The organism is Sphingomonas sp. Leaf62, from assembly GCF_001421915.1.
Taxonomy (GTDB): Bacteria; Pseudomonadota; Alphaproteobacteria; order Sphingomonadales; family Sphingomonadaceae; genus Sphingomonas.
This window is the reverse complement of the sequence record NZ_LMLN01000028.1, coordinates 356,659-374,599: the sequence shown is the minus strand read 5'-3', so window position 1 is coordinate 374,599 and position 17,941 is coordinate 356,659. Positions and strand designations below refer to the sequence as shown.

The 17,941-nt window shown below is 63.9% G+C and carries 23 protein-coding genes and 3 tRNA genes; 10 read left to right on the top strand and 16 right to left on the bottom strand.

Annotation, left to right across the window (positions count from 1 at the left end; translation table 11 throughout):
* Positions 1 to 126: 126 nt before the first annotated feature.
* The 7 genes from mltG to fabD form a co-directional block, all read right to left on the bottom strand.
* Positions 127 to 1,095 carry an endolytic transglycosylase MltG gene (gene mltG / locus ASE91_RS13255; protein ID WP_056626849.1) on the bottom strand — a complete coding sequence of 323 codons (969 nt, stop codon included), beginning with the start codon at positions 1,093 to 1,095 and terminating at the stop codon, positions 127 to 129.
* 4 nt (positions 1,096 to 1,099) lie between these two features.
* Complete coding sequence (fabF, locus tag ASE91_RS13250) at positions 1,100 to 2,356, bottom strand: beta-ketoacyl-ACP synthase II (RefSeq protein WP_056626848.1); 1,257 nt, start codon at positions 2,354 to 2,356, stop codon at positions 1,100 to 1,102.
* 117 nt (positions 2,357 to 2,473) lie between these two features.
* Positions 2,474 to 2,710, bottom strand: a complete 237-nt coding sequence (locus ASE91_RS13245; protein ID WP_055760552.1) for an acyl carrier protein — start codon at positions 2,708 to 2,710, stop codon at positions 2,474 to 2,476.
* An 80-nt stretch (positions 2,711 to 2,790) separates the two neighbouring features.
* Positions 2,791 to 3,300 carry a hypothetical protein gene (locus tag ASE91_RS13240; protein ID WP_156357836.1) on the bottom strand — a complete coding sequence of 170 codons (510 nt, stop codon included), beginning with the start codon at positions 3,298 to 3,300 and terminating at the stop codon, positions 2,791 to 2,793.
* A complete protein-coding gene (gene fabG, locus ASE91_RS13235) occupies positions 3,297 to 4,034 on the bottom strand; it encodes a 3-oxoacyl-[acyl-carrier-protein] reductase (protein WP_056626844.1) in 738 nt (245 codons plus the stop codon). The genes ASE91_RS13240 and fabG overlap by 4 nt, the downstream gene beginning before the upstream one ends.
* A 3-nt stretch (positions 4,035 to 4,037) precedes the next feature.
* Entirely contained in the window at positions 4,038 to 4,466 is a 429-nt protein-coding gene (locus ASE91_RS13230; RefSeq protein WP_055995001.1) for a GxxExxY protein, read from the bottom strand.
* Between the two features lie 41 nt (positions 4,467 to 4,507).
* Positions 4,508 to 5,443: an ACP S-malonyltransferase gene (gene fabD / locus ASE91_RS13225; protein ID WP_056627202.1), complete on the bottom strand. Its 936-nt coding sequence runs from the start codon at positions 5,441 to 5,443 to the stop codon at positions 4,508 to 4,510.
* Positions 5,444 to 5,650: 207 nt separating this feature from the next.
* Between fabD and rpsF the strand changes: the two genes are divergently transcribed.
* The 4 genes from rpsF (at position 5,651) to ASE91_RS13205 (ending at position 7,309) form a co-directional block, all read left to right on the top strand.
* Entirely contained in the window at positions 5,651 to 6,067 is a 417-nt protein-coding gene (gene rpsF, locus ASE91_RS19710) for a 30S ribosomal protein S6 (protein ID WP_055997064.1), read from the top strand.
* Positions 6,068 to 6,079: 12 nt separating this feature from the next.
* Positions 6,080 to 6,304, top strand: a complete 225-nt coding sequence (gene rpsR / locus ASE91_RS19705) for a 30S ribosomal protein S18 (protein ID WP_010543816.1) — start codon at positions 6,080 to 6,082, stop codon at positions 6,302 to 6,304.
* 12 nt (positions 6,305 to 6,316) lie between these two features.
* The gene (gene rplI, locus ASE91_RS13210) at positions 6,317 to 6,907 is read left to right on the top strand and encodes a 50S ribosomal protein L9 (protein ID WP_056626842.1); all 591 of its coding nucleotides are present in this window, start codon (positions 6,317 to 6,319) and stop codon (positions 6,905 to 6,907) included.
* A 327-nt stretch (positions 6,908 to 7,234) separates the two neighbouring features.
* Positions 7,235 to 7,309, top strand: a tRNA-Glu gene (locus tag ASE91_RS13205).
* 539 nt (positions 7,310 to 7,848) lie between these two features.
* On the opposite strand, the gene ASE91_RS13200 is transcribed toward ASE91_RS13205, so the two are convergent.
* Together ASE91_RS13200 and ASE91_RS13185 are read right to left on the bottom strand one after the other, a co-directional pair.
* A complete protein-coding gene (locus tag ASE91_RS13200; protein WP_056626840.1) occupies positions 7,849 to 8,808 on the bottom strand; it encodes an L-lactate dehydrogenase in 960 nt (319 codons plus the stop codon).
* 793 nt (positions 8,809 to 9,601) lie between these two features.
* Positions 9,602 to 10,300: a VIT1/CCC1 transporter family protein gene (locus ASE91_RS13185; protein ID WP_056626834.1), complete on the bottom strand. Its 699-nt coding sequence runs from the start codon at positions 10,298 to 10,300 to the stop codon at positions 9,602 to 9,604.
* 246 nt (positions 10,301 to 10,546) lie between these two features.
* Here ASE91_RS13185 and ASE91_RS20870 point away from each other — a divergent pair, with 246 nt between their 5' ends.
* The 5 genes from ASE91_RS20870 to ASE91_RS13165 all read left to right on the top strand — a co-directional run bounded on the left by ASE91_RS20870 (position 10,547) and on the right by ASE91_RS13165 (position 13,910).
* A complete protein-coding gene (locus tag ASE91_RS20870; RefSeq protein ID WP_268795963.1) occupies positions 10,547 to 10,678 on the top strand; it encodes a hypothetical protein in 132 nt (43 codons plus the stop codon).
* Positions 10,679 to 10,806: 128 nt separating this feature from the next.
* Positions 10,807 to 12,360, top strand: coding sequence for a PAS domain-containing sensor histidine kinase (locus tag ASE91_RS13180; RefSeq protein ID WP_235530479.1), 1,554 nt, complete (start codon positions 10,807 to 10,809; stop codon positions 12,358 to 12,360).
* Positions 12,353 to 12,985 carry a response regulator transcription factor gene (locus ASE91_RS13175; protein WP_056626831.1) on the top strand — a complete coding sequence of 211 codons (633 nt, stop codon included), beginning with the start codon at positions 12,353 to 12,355 and terminating at the stop codon, positions 12,983 to 12,985. The genes ASE91_RS13180 and ASE91_RS13175 overlap by 8 nt, the downstream gene beginning before the upstream one ends.
* Before the next feature lie 78 nt (positions 12,986 to 13,063).
* Entirely contained in the window at positions 13,064 to 13,507 is a 444-nt protein-coding gene (locus tag ASE91_RS13170) for a response regulator (protein ID WP_056626830.1), read from the top strand.
* A complete protein-coding gene (locus ASE91_RS13165) occupies positions 13,500 to 13,910 on the top strand; it encodes a low affinity iron permease family protein (protein ID WP_056626829.1) in 411 nt (136 codons plus the stop codon). Before ASE91_RS13170 ends, ASE91_RS13165 begins: the two co-directional genes overlap by 8 nt.
* Positions 13,911 to 13,928: 18 nt before the next feature.
* On the opposite strand, the gene ASE91_RS13160 is transcribed toward ASE91_RS13165, so the two are convergent.
* The 4 genes from ASE91_RS13160 to ASE91_RS13145 all read right to left on the bottom strand — a co-directional run bounded on the left by ASE91_RS13160 (position 13,929) and on the right by ASE91_RS13145 (position 15,616).
* On the bottom strand, positions 13,929 to 14,291 hold the full coding sequence (locus tag ASE91_RS13160) for a hypothetical protein (protein ID WP_156357834.1): 363 nt from the start codon (positions 14,289 to 14,291) through the stop codon (positions 13,929 to 13,931).
* Positions 14,284 to 14,523, bottom strand: coding sequence for a hypothetical protein (locus ASE91_RS13155; RefSeq protein WP_056626823.1), 240 nt, complete (start codon positions 14,521 to 14,523; stop codon positions 14,284 to 14,286). Before ASE91_RS13155 ends, ASE91_RS13160 begins: the two co-directional genes overlap by 8 nt.
* A gap of 118 nt (positions 14,524 to 14,641) precedes the next feature.
* Entirely contained in the window at positions 14,642 to 15,301 is a 660-nt protein-coding gene (locus ASE91_RS13150; RefSeq protein WP_235530478.1) for an NAD(P)H-dependent oxidoreductase, read from the bottom strand.
* Positions 15,302 to 15,367: 66 nt separating this feature from the next.
* Positions 15,368 to 15,616: a hypothetical protein gene (locus tag ASE91_RS13145; protein WP_056626821.1), complete on the bottom strand. Its 249-nt coding sequence runs from the start codon at positions 15,614 to 15,616 to the stop codon at positions 15,368 to 15,370.
* A 344-nt stretch (positions 15,617 to 15,960) separates the two neighbouring features.
* On the opposite strand from ASE91_RS13145, the gene ASE91_RS19685 reads away from it, so the two are divergent.
* The gene (locus ASE91_RS19685; RefSeq protein WP_156357832.1) at positions 15,961 to 16,245 is read left to right on the top strand and encodes a hypothetical protein; all 285 of its coding nucleotides are present in this window, start codon (positions 15,961 to 15,963) and stop codon (positions 16,243 to 16,245) included.
* A 190-nt stretch (positions 16,246 to 16,435) separates the two neighbouring features.
* Here the strand turns inward: ASE91_RS19685 and ASE91_RS13135 are convergent.
* The 3 genes from ASE91_RS13135 to ASE91_RS13125 all read right to left on the bottom strand — a co-directional run bounded on the left by ASE91_RS13135 (position 16,436) and on the right by ASE91_RS13125 (position 17,728).
* Positions 16,436 to 16,512: transfer RNA gene (locus ASE91_RS13135), tRNA-Pro, on the bottom strand.
* A gap of 49 nt (positions 16,513 to 16,561) precedes the next feature.
* Positions 16,562 to 16,637: transfer RNA gene (locus ASE91_RS13130), tRNA-Ile, on the bottom strand.
* Positions 16,638 to 16,702: 65 nt separating this feature from the next.
* Positions 16,703 to 17,728 (bottom strand): LacI family DNA-binding transcriptional regulator, encoded by a 1,026-nt coding sequence (locus tag ASE91_RS13125; RefSeq protein ID WP_055995170.1) that lies wholly within the window; start codon positions 17,726 to 17,728, stop codon positions 16,703 to 16,705.
* Between the last annotated feature and the right edge of the window lie 213 nt (positions 17,729 to 17,941).

Sequence of the window (17,941 nt, the reverse complement as noted above, 5' to 3'; positions counted from 1 at the left end):
AGCGCAGCTGGTNGGGGGGGGGGGGGGGGGGGGGGCGTCCACACTCGCAACGTCAGCGTGCGCGGACCACCCCCTCCACCATCCTTCGGATGGTTCCCCTCCCCATGAATGGGGAGGATTCGGGTACTACATCTCGCCCCGCGCGCGGCGGATGTCGTACCACTTCTTCACATTGGCATTATGCTCGGCCAGCGTGTCGGCGAACACGTGCCCGCCGGTGCCGTCCGCGACGAAATACAGCGCCTTCGTTTCCGCCGGATCGAGCACCGCGTCGATCGACGCCTTGCCCGGATTGGCGATCGGCCCAACCGGCAGGCCCGCCGAGGCATAGGTGTTGTAGCCGTTCTTCGCCTGCAATTCCGACTTGCGGATGCGGCGGCCGAGCGGCTTGCCCCTGGTGATCGGATAGATGACGGTCGGGTCGGCCTGTAGCCGCATGCCCGCGCGCAGGCGGTTGGAATAGACCGCGGCGACCATCCGGCGTTCGGACGGCTTGCCGGTTTCCTTCTCGACGATCGAGGCCAGAATCAGCGCCTCGCGCGGCGACTTGACGACGGTCGTCGGCTTGCGCTTCTTCCAGGCGGCGGCGAGATAGCGATCCATCGCCGCCTGCATCCGCTCGACCAGATCGGCACGGTCGCCGTCGCGCGCATAGCTGTAGCTGTCGGGCAGGATGCTGCCCTCACCCGGCAGCGGCGCGGTGCCTTCCATCTGCGGCGCCCTGGCGACAGCTTCCTGCACCAGCACCGATGGCCAGCCTTCAGGCACCATGACGAAGCGTTGCAGCGTGCGACCGCCCTGCAACAGCTTCAGGACGTCGGCCTGGCTCAACCCCTTCGGAATCCGATACTCGCCGGCGCGGATCGGTTCGTCGCCGCCGAGAAACCGTGCGAACAGGCGGAAACGCCCCGCCGAGCGGATCGCGCCCGCCGCCTCCAGTTCCTCCGCCGCCGCCGCAAGGCTCGCGCCCTGCGGTACGGTCACGGTCAGCGTGCGCTGCGCCGGACCGGCCCCGCCCCAGCTCTGTATCACGAGGAACAGCGCGCCGATGGCGAGCAATCCGACGATCAGGCCAAGACAACCGATCCGGCGCATCGCGTCAGATCGCCTTCATCACCAGCGACGCGTTGGTGCCGCCGAAACCGAACGAATTGTTCAGCACCGCGCGGACCTGCCGCTTTTTGGCGACATGCGGCACGAGGTCGACCCCCTCGGTCCCCTCGTCCGGGTCGTAGAGGTTCAGCGTCGGCGGAACGATCTGGTCGCGCAGCGCGAGGATGCAGAAGATGCTTTCCACCGCGCCGGCCCCGCCCAGCAGATGGCCGATGGCCGACTTGGTGCTCGACATCGACGCACCCGACAAGTCGTCGCCGAACACGCGCTTGGCGGCGGCCAGTTCGATCGTGTCGGCCATGGTCGAGGTGCCATGGGCATTGATGTAATCGATGTCCGACGGCTCCATCCCCGCCTTGCGCAGCGCCATGCGCATCGAGATTTCCGCGCCCTTGCCCTCCGGATGCGGGGCGGTGACGTGATAGGCGTCGCCCGACAGGCCGTAGCCGACGACCTCGGCATAGATTTTCGCGCCGCGCGCCTTGGCGTGCTCATATTCCTCGAGCACGACGACGCCCGCGCCCTCACCCATCACGAAGCCGTCACGGCCCTTGTCATAGGGTCGGCTAGCCTCGGTCGGGCGGTCGTTCATGCTCATGTTGAGCGCGCGTGCCTGCGCGAAGCCGGCGACGCCGAGCGGGTTGACCGTGCTTTCGGCACCGCCGGCCAGCATGATATCGGCATCGTCGTCGCGGATCATCCGCGCCGCGTCGCCGATCGAATGCGCCCCGGTCGAACAGGCGGTGACGACCGAATGGTTCGGACCCATCAGCCCGTACTTGATCGAGACCTGACCGGAGATCAGGTTGATGAGGCGACCATGGACGAAGTGCGGGCTGACGCGTCCCGGGCCACGCTCGTGCAGGTTGACCGATTCGATCTCTATGCCGGGCAGGCCACCGATCCCCGACCCGATCGAGACACCGGCGCGCAGCTTCGTCGCTTCGTCCATCTCGGTCAGACCGGCATCTTCCAGCGCCTGCCCGGCGGCGTCGATGCCATAGATGATGAACGGATCGACCTGCCGCTGAACCTTGTGATCGACGCGCTTGTTCGGATCGAAGCCATATTCATGGTCGGCCGGCTTTACCTCGCACGCGATCCGGCACTTCTGGTTCGACGCATCGAAATGCGTGATCGGACCGGCACCGGACTTGCCGGCGATCAGGTTCTTCCAGGCGGTTTCGACCTCGGCACCCAGCGGGGTCACGAGGCCGAGGCCGGTCACGACTACGCGGCGCATGGCATTACTCTCCGTTCAGATACTTAACGAACGACCCCCCGCCCATGGCTGTTCGCCGGGACGGGGGGCCGTGAAACTGTGGCCAGGCAGCGGGACGGCGGGGCCGTCCCCGCCGGATCAGCCCTTGTGCTCGTCGATATAGGTGATCGCGTCCTTGACGGTCGTGATCTTCTCGGCGGCATCGTCGGGGATCTCGACGCCGAACTCTTCCTCGAACGCCATGACCAGCTCGACGATGTCGAGGCTGTCCGCGCCCAGATCATCGATGAAGCTCGCGTCTTCGGTGACCTTTTCCGCTTCGACGCCGAGATGCTCGACGACGATCTTCTTCACGCGTTCGGCGGTCTCGCTCATATTCATTCCCTCTTCACATCCGGGGTGTATCGTACCTGAACGCCCCTAAAGCCCGTCCGGCTCCGGCGCAAGTCCGTGGCTTATGCCTTCGCAGCGAACAATCGCGCCAGAGTCGCGGCGTTGTAGGCATAGCCGCCCATCAGCCGCTGCACTCGCGTATCACCCTTTTGCGCGCCGGCCAGATTCATCATGCCGCTCATGAAGCTGTCGACCTGCGCAGTTTGCTTGCGCGCAAGAAACGCATTCAGAACGGCGGGCGGCGTCTGGCTCAATTGTCGGTTGACGGCGATCGGATCGACACCCTTAGCATTCAGACCCGACGCCAGCGCTTCGACTGCGATACTGGTGACGACGATCTCGCCCGCACGGGCATCGGCCTTGCCAGTGCCGGGCTGGCAGGCGGCGGCGTGGGCGCGCACCTTCTTGACCAGAGCCTCCGTCGCGGGCGCTGGCTTCTTGCCCTCCAGCACGCCGACGATCATGCCCTGTTGCAGACGCGCCATGTCGGCCTTCGGCATCTTGGTCGCGACGCAGCGGACGACATTCGCATCGCCGGTCGCCAGCATCGCCGCCATCAGCATCATGCTCATATCATCGCCATCCCGCCGTTCACATGGATCGTCTGGCCGGTCACATACCCGGCCTCCCGGCTGGCAAGATAGGCAACCGCCGTGGCAACGTCATCGCCCGTGCCCAACGCCCCGGCCGGAATCCTGGTCAGCAGGGCGGTTTTTTGCGCGTCGGGCAGCACTTCGGTCATTGCCGACGCAATGAAGCCCGGCGCGACGCAGTTGACGGTGATGCCGCGGCTGGCCAGTTCGGCGGCCATCGCCTTCGACATGCCGACCAGGCCGGCCTTCGACGCGGCGTAGTTCGCCTGCCCCGGATTGCCGGTCTGTCCGACGACCGAGGTGATCGAAACGATGCGGCCGAACCGGGCCTTCATCATCGGTTTGGCGGCAGCGCGGCACAGACGAAATGCCGCTTCGAGGTTGACGCGGATCACCTGATCCCATTCGTCGTCCTTCATCCGCATGGCGAGATTGTCGCGGGTGACGCCGGCATTGTTGACGAGGATGTCGAGCTTGCCGAGCGCGGCGACCGCCTGCGGCACGAGGCCGTCGACGGCAGCGCCATCGGACAGGTTGCAGGCGATCGCGACATGGTCGCCGCCCAGTTCGTCACGGAACGCGTCCAGCTTGTCGGCATTCGAACCCGACACCGCAAGCCGCGCCCCCTGCGCCGCGAGTGCCTTGGCAATGGCGGAACCGATCCCGCCGCTGGCACCGGTTACGAGGGCGGTCATTCCCGATAGGTCGAACATTGGTCAGTCTTCCTGATTTTGATTCACGCGAAGGCGCGAAAACGCGGAGGGGCGATAGTCATTGACGATCCGGCGCAGCCCCTCCTTGAGCGTTTCGCCGCCGAAGTTGAGAAGCAGCCCGATGGGCTGCTTGGTGAGGCGGAGATACGTCAGCAATTGCTTCGCGTGAACGGCGCTCAGCCGTTCAACCGACTTGATCTCGACCAGTATCGATCCGTCGACGATCAGGTCGATCCGAAATGCCGCCTCAAACCGAATGCCATCGAACATGACGTCGACCGGATGTTGCCGGACGACGTCATATCCCATCGCCGCCAATCGACCGGCAAGCAGCATTTCATAGACGCTTTCCAGCAACCCGGGTCCCAACTCGCGGTGCAGGCGAAGTGCGACGTCGACGATGTCGCGGCAGATATCCTCCCGATCCCTCATCTTCGTGCCTTGGCGCCTTCGCGTGAAACTGAATCCTAAACTTACAACCGCCCGACCAGCGCCTCGATATCAGCCATCGCCACTACGCTGGTCGCCGTCGCGTCCGGGGCAATGCGCTTGACCATTGCGCCCAGCACCTTGCCGCCCAGTTCGACGAAGTCGCTGACACCCGCTTCCTGCATCGCGAGGATCGATTCCCGCCAGCGAACCATGCCGGTGATCTGTTCCACGAGCAGTTTGCGGATCGCTTCCGGATCGGCGACGGGTGCGGCGGTGACGTTGGCGTAGACCGGCACGACCGGTGCCGACAGGGCGACATCGGCCAGCGCCGCCGCCATCGCATCGGCCGCCGGTTGCATCAGCGGGCAATGGAACGGTGCCGACACCGGCAGGACCACCGCGCGCTTGATCCCCATTTCCTTCGCCAGCGGCACGGCGCGCTCGATCGCGGCCTTCGCGCCGGAGATCACGACCTGCGACGGATCATTGTCGTTGGCGACGGTGCAGATTTCGCCTTCGGCCGCCGCCTCGGCCAATGCCTGCGCCTTGACCAGATCGGCCCCCAGCAGCGCGGCCATGCCCCCCTCGCCCACCGGGACCGCCGCCTGCATCGCCTGTCCGCGCAGCTTCAGCAACCGCGCCGTCGTCGACAGGTCGAGCGCACCGGCCGCACACAGCGCGGTATATTCGCCCAGCGAGTGGCCCGCGACGCAATCCGCCTTGTCGGCCAGCCGCATCCCGCCCTCACGCTCCAGCACGCGCAGGGTCGCAATGGCATTGGCCATGATCGCGGGCTGCGCATTTTCGGTCAGCATCAGTTCGGCATCGGGACCATCGGCCATCAGGCGGAACAGATGCTGGCCGAGCGCCTCGTCGACCTCCTGAAACACCTCGCGGGCAAACGGGCTGGCGGCGGCGAGCGCCGCACCCATGCCGACCGACTGGCTACCCTGCCCTGGAAAGATGAATGCGCGCATCATATGCTCCTGCCGAAATCTTTCGCGCGGCCTAGTCGCTCCGGGTGATCGGGCGCAAGACTGCTTGCGTTTCACGGCCAATCGGCTAAGGGCGTCTGCTTCGGGGTGACGGGCGACCGCCGCCCCGGACTGCATTTGAAGACGACAGCCGGAGGGGCGTTCGCGATTGGCGCGACGTCAGCGATCGGCCAACAGACGGAAAAGAATATGGCTCTGTATGAGCACGTGTTCCTTGCGCGCCAGGATCTGGCACAAGCGCAGGTGGACGCGCTGGCGGAAACCGCCACCAAGATCGTTCAGGACATGAACGGCAAGGTCGTCAAGACCGAAACCTGGGGCCTGCGCAGCCTCGCCTATCGCATCGCGAAGAACCGCAAGGCGCATTACGTCATGCTCGAAATCGACGCGCCGGGCGATGTCGTTGCCGAGCTGGAGCGCCAGACCCAGATCAACGAAGACGTGATCCGCTTCATGACCGTCAAGGTCGACACCCATGAAGAAGGTCCGACCGTGATGATGCGCAAGAGCGAGCGCTCGGAGCGTGGCGACCGTCGTGGTGGCCGTGATCGTGACGACCGTGGTCCGCGCCGTGAGCGCGAGCCGTCGGCCGAAGTCGAAGCGTAAGGAACAGCACCCATGGCACGTCCGTTTTTCCGCCGCCGCAAGAGCTGCCCCTTCTCCGCCAAGGATGCTCCCCGGATCGACTATAAGGATGTTCGTCTGCTGCAGGGCTTCGTGTCCGAACGCGGCAAGATCGTCCCGTCGCGCATCACGTCGGTGAGCGCGAAGAAGCAGCGCGAACTGGCCCAGGCCATCAAGCGCGCCCGCCATCTGGGCCTGCTGCCCTACATCGTTAAGTAAGGAGCGCCCGACATGGACGTCATTCTGCTGGAACGCGTCGAGAAGCTCGGCGCCATCGGCGACGTGGTGAAGGTAAAGGACGGGTTCGCCCGTAACTTCCTGCTGCCGCGCAAGAAGGCGCTGCGCGCCAACGAAGCCAACAAGAAGGTGTTCGAGGCGAACCGCGAGCGGATCGTTGCCGACAACGCCGCCCGTCGCACCGACGCGGAAGCCGAAGCCAAGACGCTGGAAGGCGTTTCGGTCACGCTGATCCGTCAGTCGTCGAACACTGGCCAGCTCTACGGTTCGGTCGCGGTTCGCGATCTGGTCGAAGCGCTCGTCGCCGACGGCCATAAGGTCGACAAGTCGCAGGTCGTCCTCGACCGTCCGATCAAGGCCATCGGCCTGTACGAAGTCAAGGTCGCGCTGCACCCGGAAGTCGTCACCATCGTGAAGGTGAACGTTGCCCGTTCGCCGGAAGAAGCCGAGATGCAGTCGCAGGGCGTCGACGTCATGGCGTCGATGTTCGAGCGTGACGACGCCGGCTTCACCGAAGACTATGACCCCAACGCCGAGCCGGGCGAAATCGCCCGCGACGAAGCGTCGGAAGAAGCGCAGGGCTGATCCCCTTCGCGTCGACCAACAGCGAAAGGCCGCCGGAGCGATCCGGCGGCCTTTTCGTTTGCGCCGATTGTTGAACGACGCTGGTCAGCGGCGCCCCATCACGGGCATACGACACATGTTCCGATTACGGCAGCCAGCGGGATGAGCGACAGGAACAGTGGGACAGCCTTGGCCATGACGAATGCCTTTGTTCGAAGAGGTTGTCGGCTCAATTCCGCAACGGGCAAAAGGTTTCGCTGCGATGAACGTCGGCAACCGTCGTGAAACCAACGCGGCACTGCTTGACGCTGTCCGCATTGCGGCGTACGAGCGCTCCTCCCCGCAAGTGGCCCCTTCGTCTAGCGGTTAGGACGTCGCCCTCTCACGGCGAAAACACGAGTTCGATTCTCGTAGGGGTCACCAGCGATTGCAAGCACTTAGCAGCATCCTGCCATTGCCTTAGCGATCTGGGTAATTGTCAGTTGTTATACGCTCCAGTATGTTCACGGACAGTTCTGGACGACCGGCGCTTTGCCAGACGCTGAAGCCGCCCAAGGACCAACCTCCTTTCCAAAATTCTCGGGTGACAGATCCGGGGAATGCGAAATGAACCGGTCCAGGCTGATCGAAGCCGACCATCTCGCGACCTGCATGACCCGCATCGCTGTCCCCTCAACCATGCGCCTTCTGGCAGACATCCGGCACCAGCAGGGGGACGGCCTCCCGCTTGAACCGCCCCCTTACGGACATGCTGAAATCTCCTTTGCATCGGGGGTGGATCGTCGATGCATTTCGACGTTCAAAGACGCACGCTCTGTCTCGGATAGATAGACCCGACGTACCAGCCACGCTGAAGTTACCTGAGTCAGGTAAGCATAATTGTCGTCGGATTCGATCTATCGGATGCAATGACACGGCACGTGCAGGTAGAATTTGAAAATATTCGTTTTCTTTACTAGTTACTAACTTGTTGCATCGTCCAATGCATCAAGTGCCTCCCCGAGCTTTCGAGCTGAGGATGACAACGCATCTTCCTCATTCGCATCCAACGCCGGTACGATAACGCGTTCGATACCGCCGGAACCGATAATACACGGCAAGCTCGAACATAGTTCGTTATGACCAAAATGCCGATCGATCCATGTGCTGACAGGCAGCACGCAACGCTCGTTGCGGACAACGGCTTCGCAGATACGCACGATGGCGGTTGCGACACCGAATGATGTGAAGCCTTTGCCTCGGACGATCCCGTATGCCGCGTCACGGACTTGCGCTCCGATCGCCGGTAGATCCAACGCTTTGGCAGCGTCATCAAAGTCGTGAAGCGATTGCCCGCCGATCCGAACGCTTGAAAATACGGCAACCTCGCTATCGCCGTGCTCGCCGAGAACATACCCTTCGATGGCGCTGGCCGATACATCGAGCGCCGCAGACAGAACCTGCTTGAGGCGACTGGTGTCGAGAAGCGTTCCGGTCCCGATCACCCGATGCCGGGGAAGTCCAGCATGGCGGATTGCCAGCGTCGTCATGATGTCGACCGGGTTTGAAGCGATGACGAGAACCCCGGAGAACCCGGCACGCGCCAGACGCTGTACGCACTCGATTACGATCGCCGCACTGGCAGAAGCCAAGGACAGGCGGCTTTCGCCGCCATGCGACGCCGCCCCGGCGGTGATGACCGCAATCCCGGCCGTTGCAGCGTCCGCGTAGGATCCAGCCCAGATCCGCGCCGGTCTCGCCAGTGCATTCGCATCCGTGATATCGGCAGCTTCCGCTTCGGCCAGGGCTTCATTGCTGTCGATCAGAACGATTTCGTGAAACAAAGCACGAAGCATCGTTGCGTAGGCCGCAGTCGCACCGACATGGCCGGCGCCGATAAATGCGATCCTGTTCGAAGATGGCGCTGCCGCGCGGGTAGTCACAGCATCACCGATTGCAGAAGCTGGGCTTGTTCGCGTCCTGTCCCGAGTAAAGCTGCGGCAGCAACCGGAATGTAGTTTCTCATCGTCATTTCCTTAAAATGGAAGAACAGGGCCGATCGGGGGTCCCGGCCTGAACGATCACCGGAACCAGCGGGTCGTTGGGGATAACGACGGTGATGCCCATTCGGGTGATTCCGAACGGCAGTTTTCCAAAAGCGNCCCTGCCCCGGCCAAGCCGTTGCATGAACAGCATCGCAACGTCCTTGTACAGGTTGGACACGTCATCCGCGTCCTTCTGAAGGACGGCGAAGGCCTCTGTTGGCGTCGCGAACCCCTTCGCGCCCGTGGAAACCGTCGACATGCCGATCGCTACGCCGTTGCGATAGGCATAGGCCTTCTGGGTCTTGAGGCTGACGATGATCGTGACCGGACCCTCGGGCGAAATGCCGGGTGCCCAAAGATATTCCCCCCGGCTTCAGCGCCTCGATCCGGCCATCGGCGACGACGACCGGCGGGGTCTGCGCAGACGCGGTGGTTGGCGCCAACAAGGCGAGCAACAGTCCGAACGCCTGCCTGGCGATGGCGCCGGACCTGTCGCGGCTCCGGACGTCGGTCGCGCGAGTGATCGTCATCATGAGTCGTATCCGATGCTGACGGCCGACCCTGCGCGATCCCGGCGGGTCGGGCGCAAGCGGTGAACGGACCCTATCGACCGGAACGAGCCGGCATCAGCATCGGAAATTACGCAGCTGCGATCCGGGCTGGTGACGACCACCTCCGCCAAAAGATGCGATCACATCGTTCCGCCGATCAGATGACCGATCAAGGCGGTAACTGCCATTGCGAACGCCCCCCAGAAGGTGACGCGGCAGGTGCCGCGCCATACCGCGGCGTCCCCCGCCCTCGCCCCCAGCGCCCCCAGAACCGCCAGGAACAGCAGCGACGAACCAGCCACCCCCGCGATCAACCGATCGGCCGGCATCGCAAAGACTGCCAGCAACGGCATCGCCGCGCCTACCGTGAAACTCGCGGCCGACGCCAGCGCTGCCTGTACCGGCCGGGCGCGGGCGCCCACCGTCAGGTCCAGCTCGTCGCGGGCATGCGCACCCAATGCATCGCGCGCCATCAATTGCGTAGCGACCGCGACCGCCGTCGCGTGGTCGACGCCTCTTTCGACATAGATCCCGGCGAGCTCGGCCAGTTCACCGACCGGATCGACGGCAAGCTCGCGCCGCTCCCGCCCGATCTCCGCATGTTCGGTATCGGCCTGGGCACTGACCGAGACATATTCGCCCGCGGCCATCGACATCGCCCCCGCCACCAGTCCGGCAGTGCCGGCGATCACGATGTCGGTTGTCCGGGCGTTCGCGGCTGCGACGCCGAGCACCAGACTTGCGGTGGAAACGATCCCGTCATTGGCACCCAGAACCGCCGCACGCAGCCATCCGATGCGGTTGACGACATGCCCCTCGCGATGCGGGTCAGCGGACATGGAATATCTCTGTCAAAATAGGCGTGTTCATCGACATGGGTTGCCACCCCGATCTGAATACGAGCCGACACGGCGACACGCCGGACATAGCGGGTTATGAGTGTGACGCCAGCGTCGGGAACTACGTGGACCGCGCAAATCCCCGTGCCGTGCTTGCCTTCGCGTCCATCCGACAATGTGTGAAACCGCAATAGGATCGATCCGCCATATGGAGCAGGCCACCGTCAGACATCGAGGATGACGATCATGATCCACGCACTCCACGCCTTTCTCCAGCCAATTGCCAATATCAACCGACGGGTTTCGATCGGAGGTAGCGTGCTCTCGCTGCTCGTTGCTGGCGAGATCACCATGACGCTGCTCCGGCCGCTGGCCTGATATTGCGCCCGATCGCGTCGCGATGCGTTGAGCCGCCATGGGTTGCCGATGGTTCGGGTTACGACCCGGCCGGAGGCGTCCCGTCCCGTGATCGATCTTCATACCCGCAAACAGACCGCGCCGCCGTCGTGAACGACGCCCTGCCCTGCGGCAGCGTACCGGATGCCGACGCCGTCGCCCGCCGGAATGCGGTCGTGGCCGAGGAACTGGGCCTGCTGATCGACGGGGCGATGGGCTATGCGATCTACATGCTGGACGCGCACGGGCGGGTGACGATCTGGAACCGTGGTGCAGAGCGAATGAAGGGGTGGACCGAGGCGGAAATCATCGGTGTCGATTCCGCGATCTTCTACACCCCCGACGATGTCGCCGTCGGAAAACCGGCCGATGACCTGATCCGGGCGGCGGCGTTGGGCCGCATCGAGGAGGATAGCTGGCGGCTTCGCAAGGACGGGTCGGAGTTTCTTGCCAGCGTGACGATCACCGCGCTTCGCAACGATGCGGGCGCATTGCGCGGCTTCGGCAAGGTCATTCGCGACGTCACCGACCAGAAGGCGTCGGAAGCGGCAGTCGTCCGGCGCGAACATCATTTGCGCTCGATCCTCGCGACCGTTCCCGATGCCATGATCGTGATGGACGAACGCGGCATCGTATCCTCGTTCAGCACCACTGCCGAACGGCTGTTCGGCTATGTCAAGGCCGACGTGATCGGACGCAATGTCAGCATGCTGATGCCGCCTGCCGACAGACGCCAGCATGACGGCCATCTCCGAACCTATCTGCGGACCAGCATTCCCCACAATATCGGCAATGTCCGCCTCGCGACGGCACAACGCGCCAATGGCGAAAACTTCCCGATCGAACTGGCAGTTGGCGAGGCCGTGATCGCGGGCGAGCGGATCTTCACCGGCTTCGTTCGCGACCTGACCCACCGCCACGAAACCGCACGGCGGATGCAGGAACTGCAGTCGGAACTGATCCATGTCTCCCGCGTCAGCGCGATGGGGACGATGGCCTCGACGCTGGCGCACGAAATCAATCAGCCGCTGACCGCCATCGCCGCTTATCTCGAAACGATGCGCTCTATGATCGGCGATACCAGCGATGTCCTGCTCGGCGAGATCGCCGAAGCCCTCGACCACGCCGCGGCGCAATCGCTTCGTGCCGGCACGATCGTGCACCGGCTGCGTGCATTCGTCGATGGCGGCGACACCGGGTTCAAGGCGGAACGCCTCGACATGCTGGTGGAAGAAGCCACCAGCCTTGCCCTGCTTGGCGCGCATGAGGCGGGGGTCAATGTGACGATGACGATCGCGGCGGGGCTCGACACGGTGCTGGTCGACCGCGTCCAGATCCAGCAGGTGCTGGTCAACCTCATCCGCAACGCAATTCAGTCGATGGCGTCGTCGCCGCGCAAGGAGCTGATCATCGCGACAGCGGCCGATCGCAATGGCTGGATGCGGGTGACCGTGACCGATACGGGCACCGGCCTGTCCCCGGACATTCGCGACCGGTTGTTCGAAGCCTTCGCGACGACCAAGGAGGATGGCATGGGCCTCGGCCTGTCGATCTGCCGGACGATCGTCGAAGCGCATGGCGGCCGGATCTGGGCGGAAGCCGGCGCTTTGTCCGGAACCGCCTTCCATTTCTGCGTTCCGCTGGCAGGCGGCGGCGATGTCTGATCCCGCCCGCACGGTCCACATCGTTGACGACGACGAAGCGATCCGGCAGTCGATTGGCTTCCTGCTTCGCAAGGCTGGTTACAGCGTCAAGAGCTATGTGTCCGGCCCGGAATTCCTCGCCTCCGTTACCCGCGAAACCAGCGGCTGCGCGCTGCTCGACGTCCGCATGCCGGAGATCGACGGGCTGGAGATACAGGCAAGGCTTGCCCGGCAGGGTATCGCGCTGCCCGTCATCATGCTGACCGGCCATGGCGACGTGACGCTTGCAGTACGCGCGGTAAGGGCCGGCGCGGTAGAGTTTCTGGAAAAACCGTTCGAACGGACTGCGCTGCTGGCGGCGATCGACGAAGCATTGGGACTCGCCGGACGGACCGACCGCAGCCGGATCGCCGCCGCCGAGGCGACCGTTCGACTGGCGGCGTTGACGCCGCGCGAGCGCGATGTGCTGGATGGCATGGTACTGGGACGACCAAACAAGCTGATCGCGTTCGAGCTTGGCATCGCCACGCGGACGGTCGAGGTACATCGCGCCAACCTGATGGACAAGCTCTCCGCGCATAGTCTGTCCGATGTCCTGCGGATCGCGTTCGCGGCGGGCCTCGGCGACGACGGACCCGAGCGATAGCCGGCCGCGCCCTCGTCTTCTACGTACAGACATGACCTTGCCGGCATGCGATCCATCCAGAAACCCAAGGATATTTGCATGCAGAATGAAACCAGCGCCGTGTCGCTGGGTGCGATCGGCGTTTCGCTCGTCGATGGGGACACTGCGGTTCGTCACGCCCGACAGCTGATGCTCCGTTCCGAAGACTATGCGGTTCGGTCGTACGCAACCTGTGCCGCCCTGCTCGCCGATCCACGCGCACGGGACTATCCCTGCATCATTCTCGACATGGAAATGGAAGCAATCGACGGCCTTGCCCTCCTGCGCGAAATGCGGACCAGTGGCTGGCGCGGCAGGGCGTTGTTGCTCGACGGTCTTGCCCCCGGCAGCCCGATGCTGACCGAGGCCGAGCGTCACGGCGACACCGTGCTCCAGCGCGGCATCGGCGATCGCGCGCTGCTGGTCGCGATCGCCGCGTCGATCAATGGCGACGCCCCTGCGCGAAGGCCCGCCGGTTCGCCTTCGAGTGCCGACGATGCTTGACCGCCTCTTCACGGTTGCCGCTACGCGGATCGCCGGGTTCGCCGGCCAACCTGGTGCCTTCGCGACAGCGGTCGGGATCATCCTCCTCTGGTCGTTTACCGGGCCACTCTTCGGCTATTCCGACACTTGGGAGCTGGTCGTGAATACAGCGACGACGATCGTCACGTTCCCGATGGTCTTCCTGATCCAGAACTCACAGAACCGAGATGCAGCGGCCATGCAGGCCAAACTGGACGAATTGATCCGGGCCGTCGACGCGGCCCGATCGCAATTCATCGGGATCGAACACCTGACCGATCGTGAGATAGAGAAAGTGCGATCCGATCTGGAGCAGGAATGCGGCGATATCGCGGGCAAGGTTTCGCCGGTCGCCAGTCTCGCCAATCTCACGCGCCGCCTGTGACGACCGCCTAAAGCCCGTTCAGCCGAGAACGCGGGCAAGGAGCGTCGCCCGATCGGCCATATGATCCATCAGATCGCCAGCGTGGATCATCAGCGGGTCCTGCACGGCATCCATCGGCGGTCGAACGAACGCAGCCATATCGTGGATCAACGCGCGCTGGTCGTCGGAGCCGCCGGCCATCATTGCGATCATTGTCTGTTCCAGCGCGATCACCTGACTTCGCAAATGGACCAGCTCATCATCGGACAAGTGATGCCTGGCGTCGACGACGGGCGGTACGACCGTCGCGCCGTAAGACAATGCCCCGCCCTCGTTATCCCAACGCGCAAGCGCTTCGGCGCGAAACGCGGCAGCCGTCGGCTGGACGCCAGATTTACACATCGGGCGTGATCCGGACCGGTGTTCTGGTCAGCGACGTCAGTCGATCGATATACGCATCGGCAATACCGGCATGCGAAGCGCGCGCGCCGCTGTCGATCGACGCCGCCGCCAGCGCCCGATAACGGGCGATGCGCGTGATGCAATAGGCGGCTTCGTCCGGGTCCGTGTACATCGCGATCTCCTGATCGGTGCGCCAGACGATCGGAATGATCGTCCTCGACCGGCTGTCCATCGCGATACGCCTTGGCGGGGCGAACCGCGACAGTCGGGATCTACATAGGGGTGACAGTCCGGAGTGCCGGGACGTTGGCGATAACGCAGTACCGACGTTCTCTGCTGCTTCGACGCACCTAGGACGTCGGCCTCCTCGCGGCGGATGCAACCTGCCCGCAGGTTCGCCTGGCCTGTCTTGCAACCCTCGCCAGATGCTGCTCTGCCGACGGTTGCCTCATTTCGCCCGTGACTTGCGCGAACCGCATATGTTCCTTCGCCTGCATGCCGAACGCATGCACAATATAGTCGTCGAAAATCGTCGTCAGTGCGGTTTCCTGCCCTGCTTCGCTGAGCCAGTACTGCGACAAGGTCGAGGTTGTGAAGCTCAGCAACCTTTTCCCGCCGAGCAGGACGCCGCGGTCCTGACGCCGTACGTCTTCCGGCGATACACCAGCGCCGAATACGCGCTCGACATACCCCTTCATCATGGCAGGGGCCGAACCAAACCAGATCGGATAAATCAGGACGAAGACGTCACAGCCCCACAGGATATTCCTTTCTGCGATCACATCCTTTGCCAGCACCGGTGTTGCAAGGGTCGGTCGCTCGTTCGCATACAGTACGGGGTCGAATTGCATGGCATACAGGTCGCGCAGCACCGTTTCCTGCCCGGCCGCGCGAACTTCCTTGCAATAGCAGTTGGCGATCGCACGGTTGAAACTGTGCGGATCGGGATGACAAAGGATGACGGCATGCCGCCCGCCCTGGGCTACGGCCGGCCCCTGTATGTGCATCATAGTGTCCGATCATTTTCGGAGCAGCGGCGGACGGCATGAGCCGCTCGGGCACTTGCCGGACTCCCGCTAAGGAAACCTTGGGATAGCCGCTACAGGCTTGAGGGCCGAGCCTCGGAAACTACGCAATTGCCGACGTAGAGGGGGGGGCAGCTCCGTCAGAAGCAGGTAATCGAACAGACGGATCGCGGTCCGCACCTGCTTGACCGTGTCGGTGTCCCAATCGCCGGCCTTCTGGTGCTCGGCGATCGCGTCCTCGCTGGCGTCGACCAGATCCTTCTTCGGACGGATCGGGGGCGGCGTCGGTTCGTCTTCCACGGCCGGGGCAGACGGGACAGGCGTGACGACCTCTGGCGCGGCGGCGGGCCCAGATCGTCCGAAAGCGAAGGGGGCGTCGTCGCCGAGTGCTTCGTCGATCCACGCCTCGCTTTCGTCCTTGCGCCAGGATAGCCACGCTGTCGCCTCGCGGCACGCCGCGGCCCTGGCCTTACAGATCAGGCGTTGAATGCGCCCAACATTGTCCGCCGTGACGGGGAAGCCGAAGGCCGCGCTATAGTCCGCCAGCTGTTCACCGGAGATGGTGCCGCCATTCTGGAGATCGAAGATGATGTTCGCGACGGCCTTGGCCTGCGCGGGTTCCAGCCGTTCGCAACGAGGCGCTGATGCTCGTCGAGCGTCCAGCGTGCTGCGCCCCCGCCGCGGGCAAGCAACTCCCAGGGCTCGGCATTAAGCGAATTGGCCGTGGCGTGATCGCCCGGGTCCGCCAAGCTGCCGGTCTGATCCTGTTCGATCAGCTGCAACTGCTAGCGCAGGGCATCGCTGAACACCTGCTTCATCTGCTCGCGGCTCATGCCGCTGAACTGACCATAGGCCATGCGCAAACCCTCGACTGCGACGCTCAGTCGGTCAGATATAAGGCGGGCGCGGTAAAAATTCCCGGTGCGTAACGAAATCGAGAGCGGAAGGGGCTGGCCGGCCACCATGATTTTCCGCCGCCAATAATAGCTGCCGCCGCGCAGTTTCAGGTTCGGCATCCCACGTCATCGCCCCCAATGGGTATAGCGAGGGGTACAACCGTGGGTACTACGGTTCCCGATCGCCGGGTTGGCGACGTGAAATCAATAACTTAGTGTCAGTTGGTCGGGGAGACAGGATTCGAACCTGCGACATCCTGCTCCCAAAGCAGGCGCGCTACCAGACTGCGCCACTCCCCGACGAGGAGTTGCGCCTAGGCCGGTATCGGCCGCGACGCAAGCAGGCATTTGGTGGGCCCGGCAGGACTCGAACCCGCAACCTAGCCGTTATGAGCGGCCAGCTCTAACCATTGAGCTACAGGCCCCACCTGCGGGCGCAGCGATAGCGTCGCCGGCCACGCCTGCGCAAGGGCGTTGATGCCCCTGCCCTTTACGCGGAATCCCGTTCGACCAGAACCGGCTGCATCATGACCGAGGGTGCATCCTCCCCTGCGATACGACGGAACAGCGCGGACACCATGGCATCGGCACCCCGGGCAATATCCTGTCGCACGGTCGTGATGCGCGGCATCGCGCTGAGCGCCAGCGGCAGATCGTCATATCCCACGACCGGCATGTCGTCGGGCACGCGGATGCCGCGATCGGCCAGCACCCGCAGCGTCGTCAGCGCAATCACGTCGGACGCCGCCGCGATGCCGTCGATCTCGCCACCGACGCGGTCAAGATGCGCTGTTACTTCCTGCACCATGATGTCGGAGGCTAGGTGGGTGTCGAGTTGGAGTGGCGGATGTTCAATGCCCGCAGTCGCCATAGCCGATGCAACGCCTTCATAACGCTGACGTATTTCCGGTGCGCGGAGTTCGCCAAGGAACGCGATGCGCCGCGCGCCGCGCGCGATCAGGCGCTCGCCGGCCAATTTGCCGCCGGCGATATTGTCGGAGCCGACCGCACAATGCACCTGCCCCGGCAGATCGCTGCTGCCCCAAGCGACGAGCGGGCGATAGCGGCGGGCAACGCGTTCGATCGTATCGACCTGATCCGACTGACCGATCAGCAGGACGCCGTCCATCATGCCCGAATCGACGATCCGCTCCAGCCAGTCGGTCGCGTCGGGAATGATCCGCGACAGCATCAGGTCATAACCGTCCTCGGTCAGCCGGTCGGCCAGAAACCCAAGCATCGTCATGAAGAACGGGTCCGACAGATGTTGGCGCCGTTCATGCCCGAGCGGCACGACCACGCCGATCACCCCGGTACGCTGGGTCCGCAACCTGCTGGCCATCTGGTTGGGGCGGAAGCTGTGTTCGGCGGCAAGCGCCTGTATACGGTCCCGTGTTTCCGCATTCACCAACGATTTGCCCGCGAGCGCGCGCGATACGGTGCCCGGCGACACGCCCGCCAGCCGCGCCAGATCGGCAATGGTTCGCACCCGCGATATCTGTGCATCTTGCTCCATGCGGCTGCTTGTACGAACAAAATCTTGCGGTCCGCCAGCAAAATATCCGCGCATATTCAAACGTTGCAAACGATTGTGAAAGACGTTAGCCGGTTCCGGTGGCGCGCTTTACTTGCGATGTCGCGCGGTGGTGCGGCACAACGCCGGCCAGTTGAAGGAGAGGACCGAATGCATTCCGACACCATCGTGGCTGGCGTGGAATTGGGCGGCACC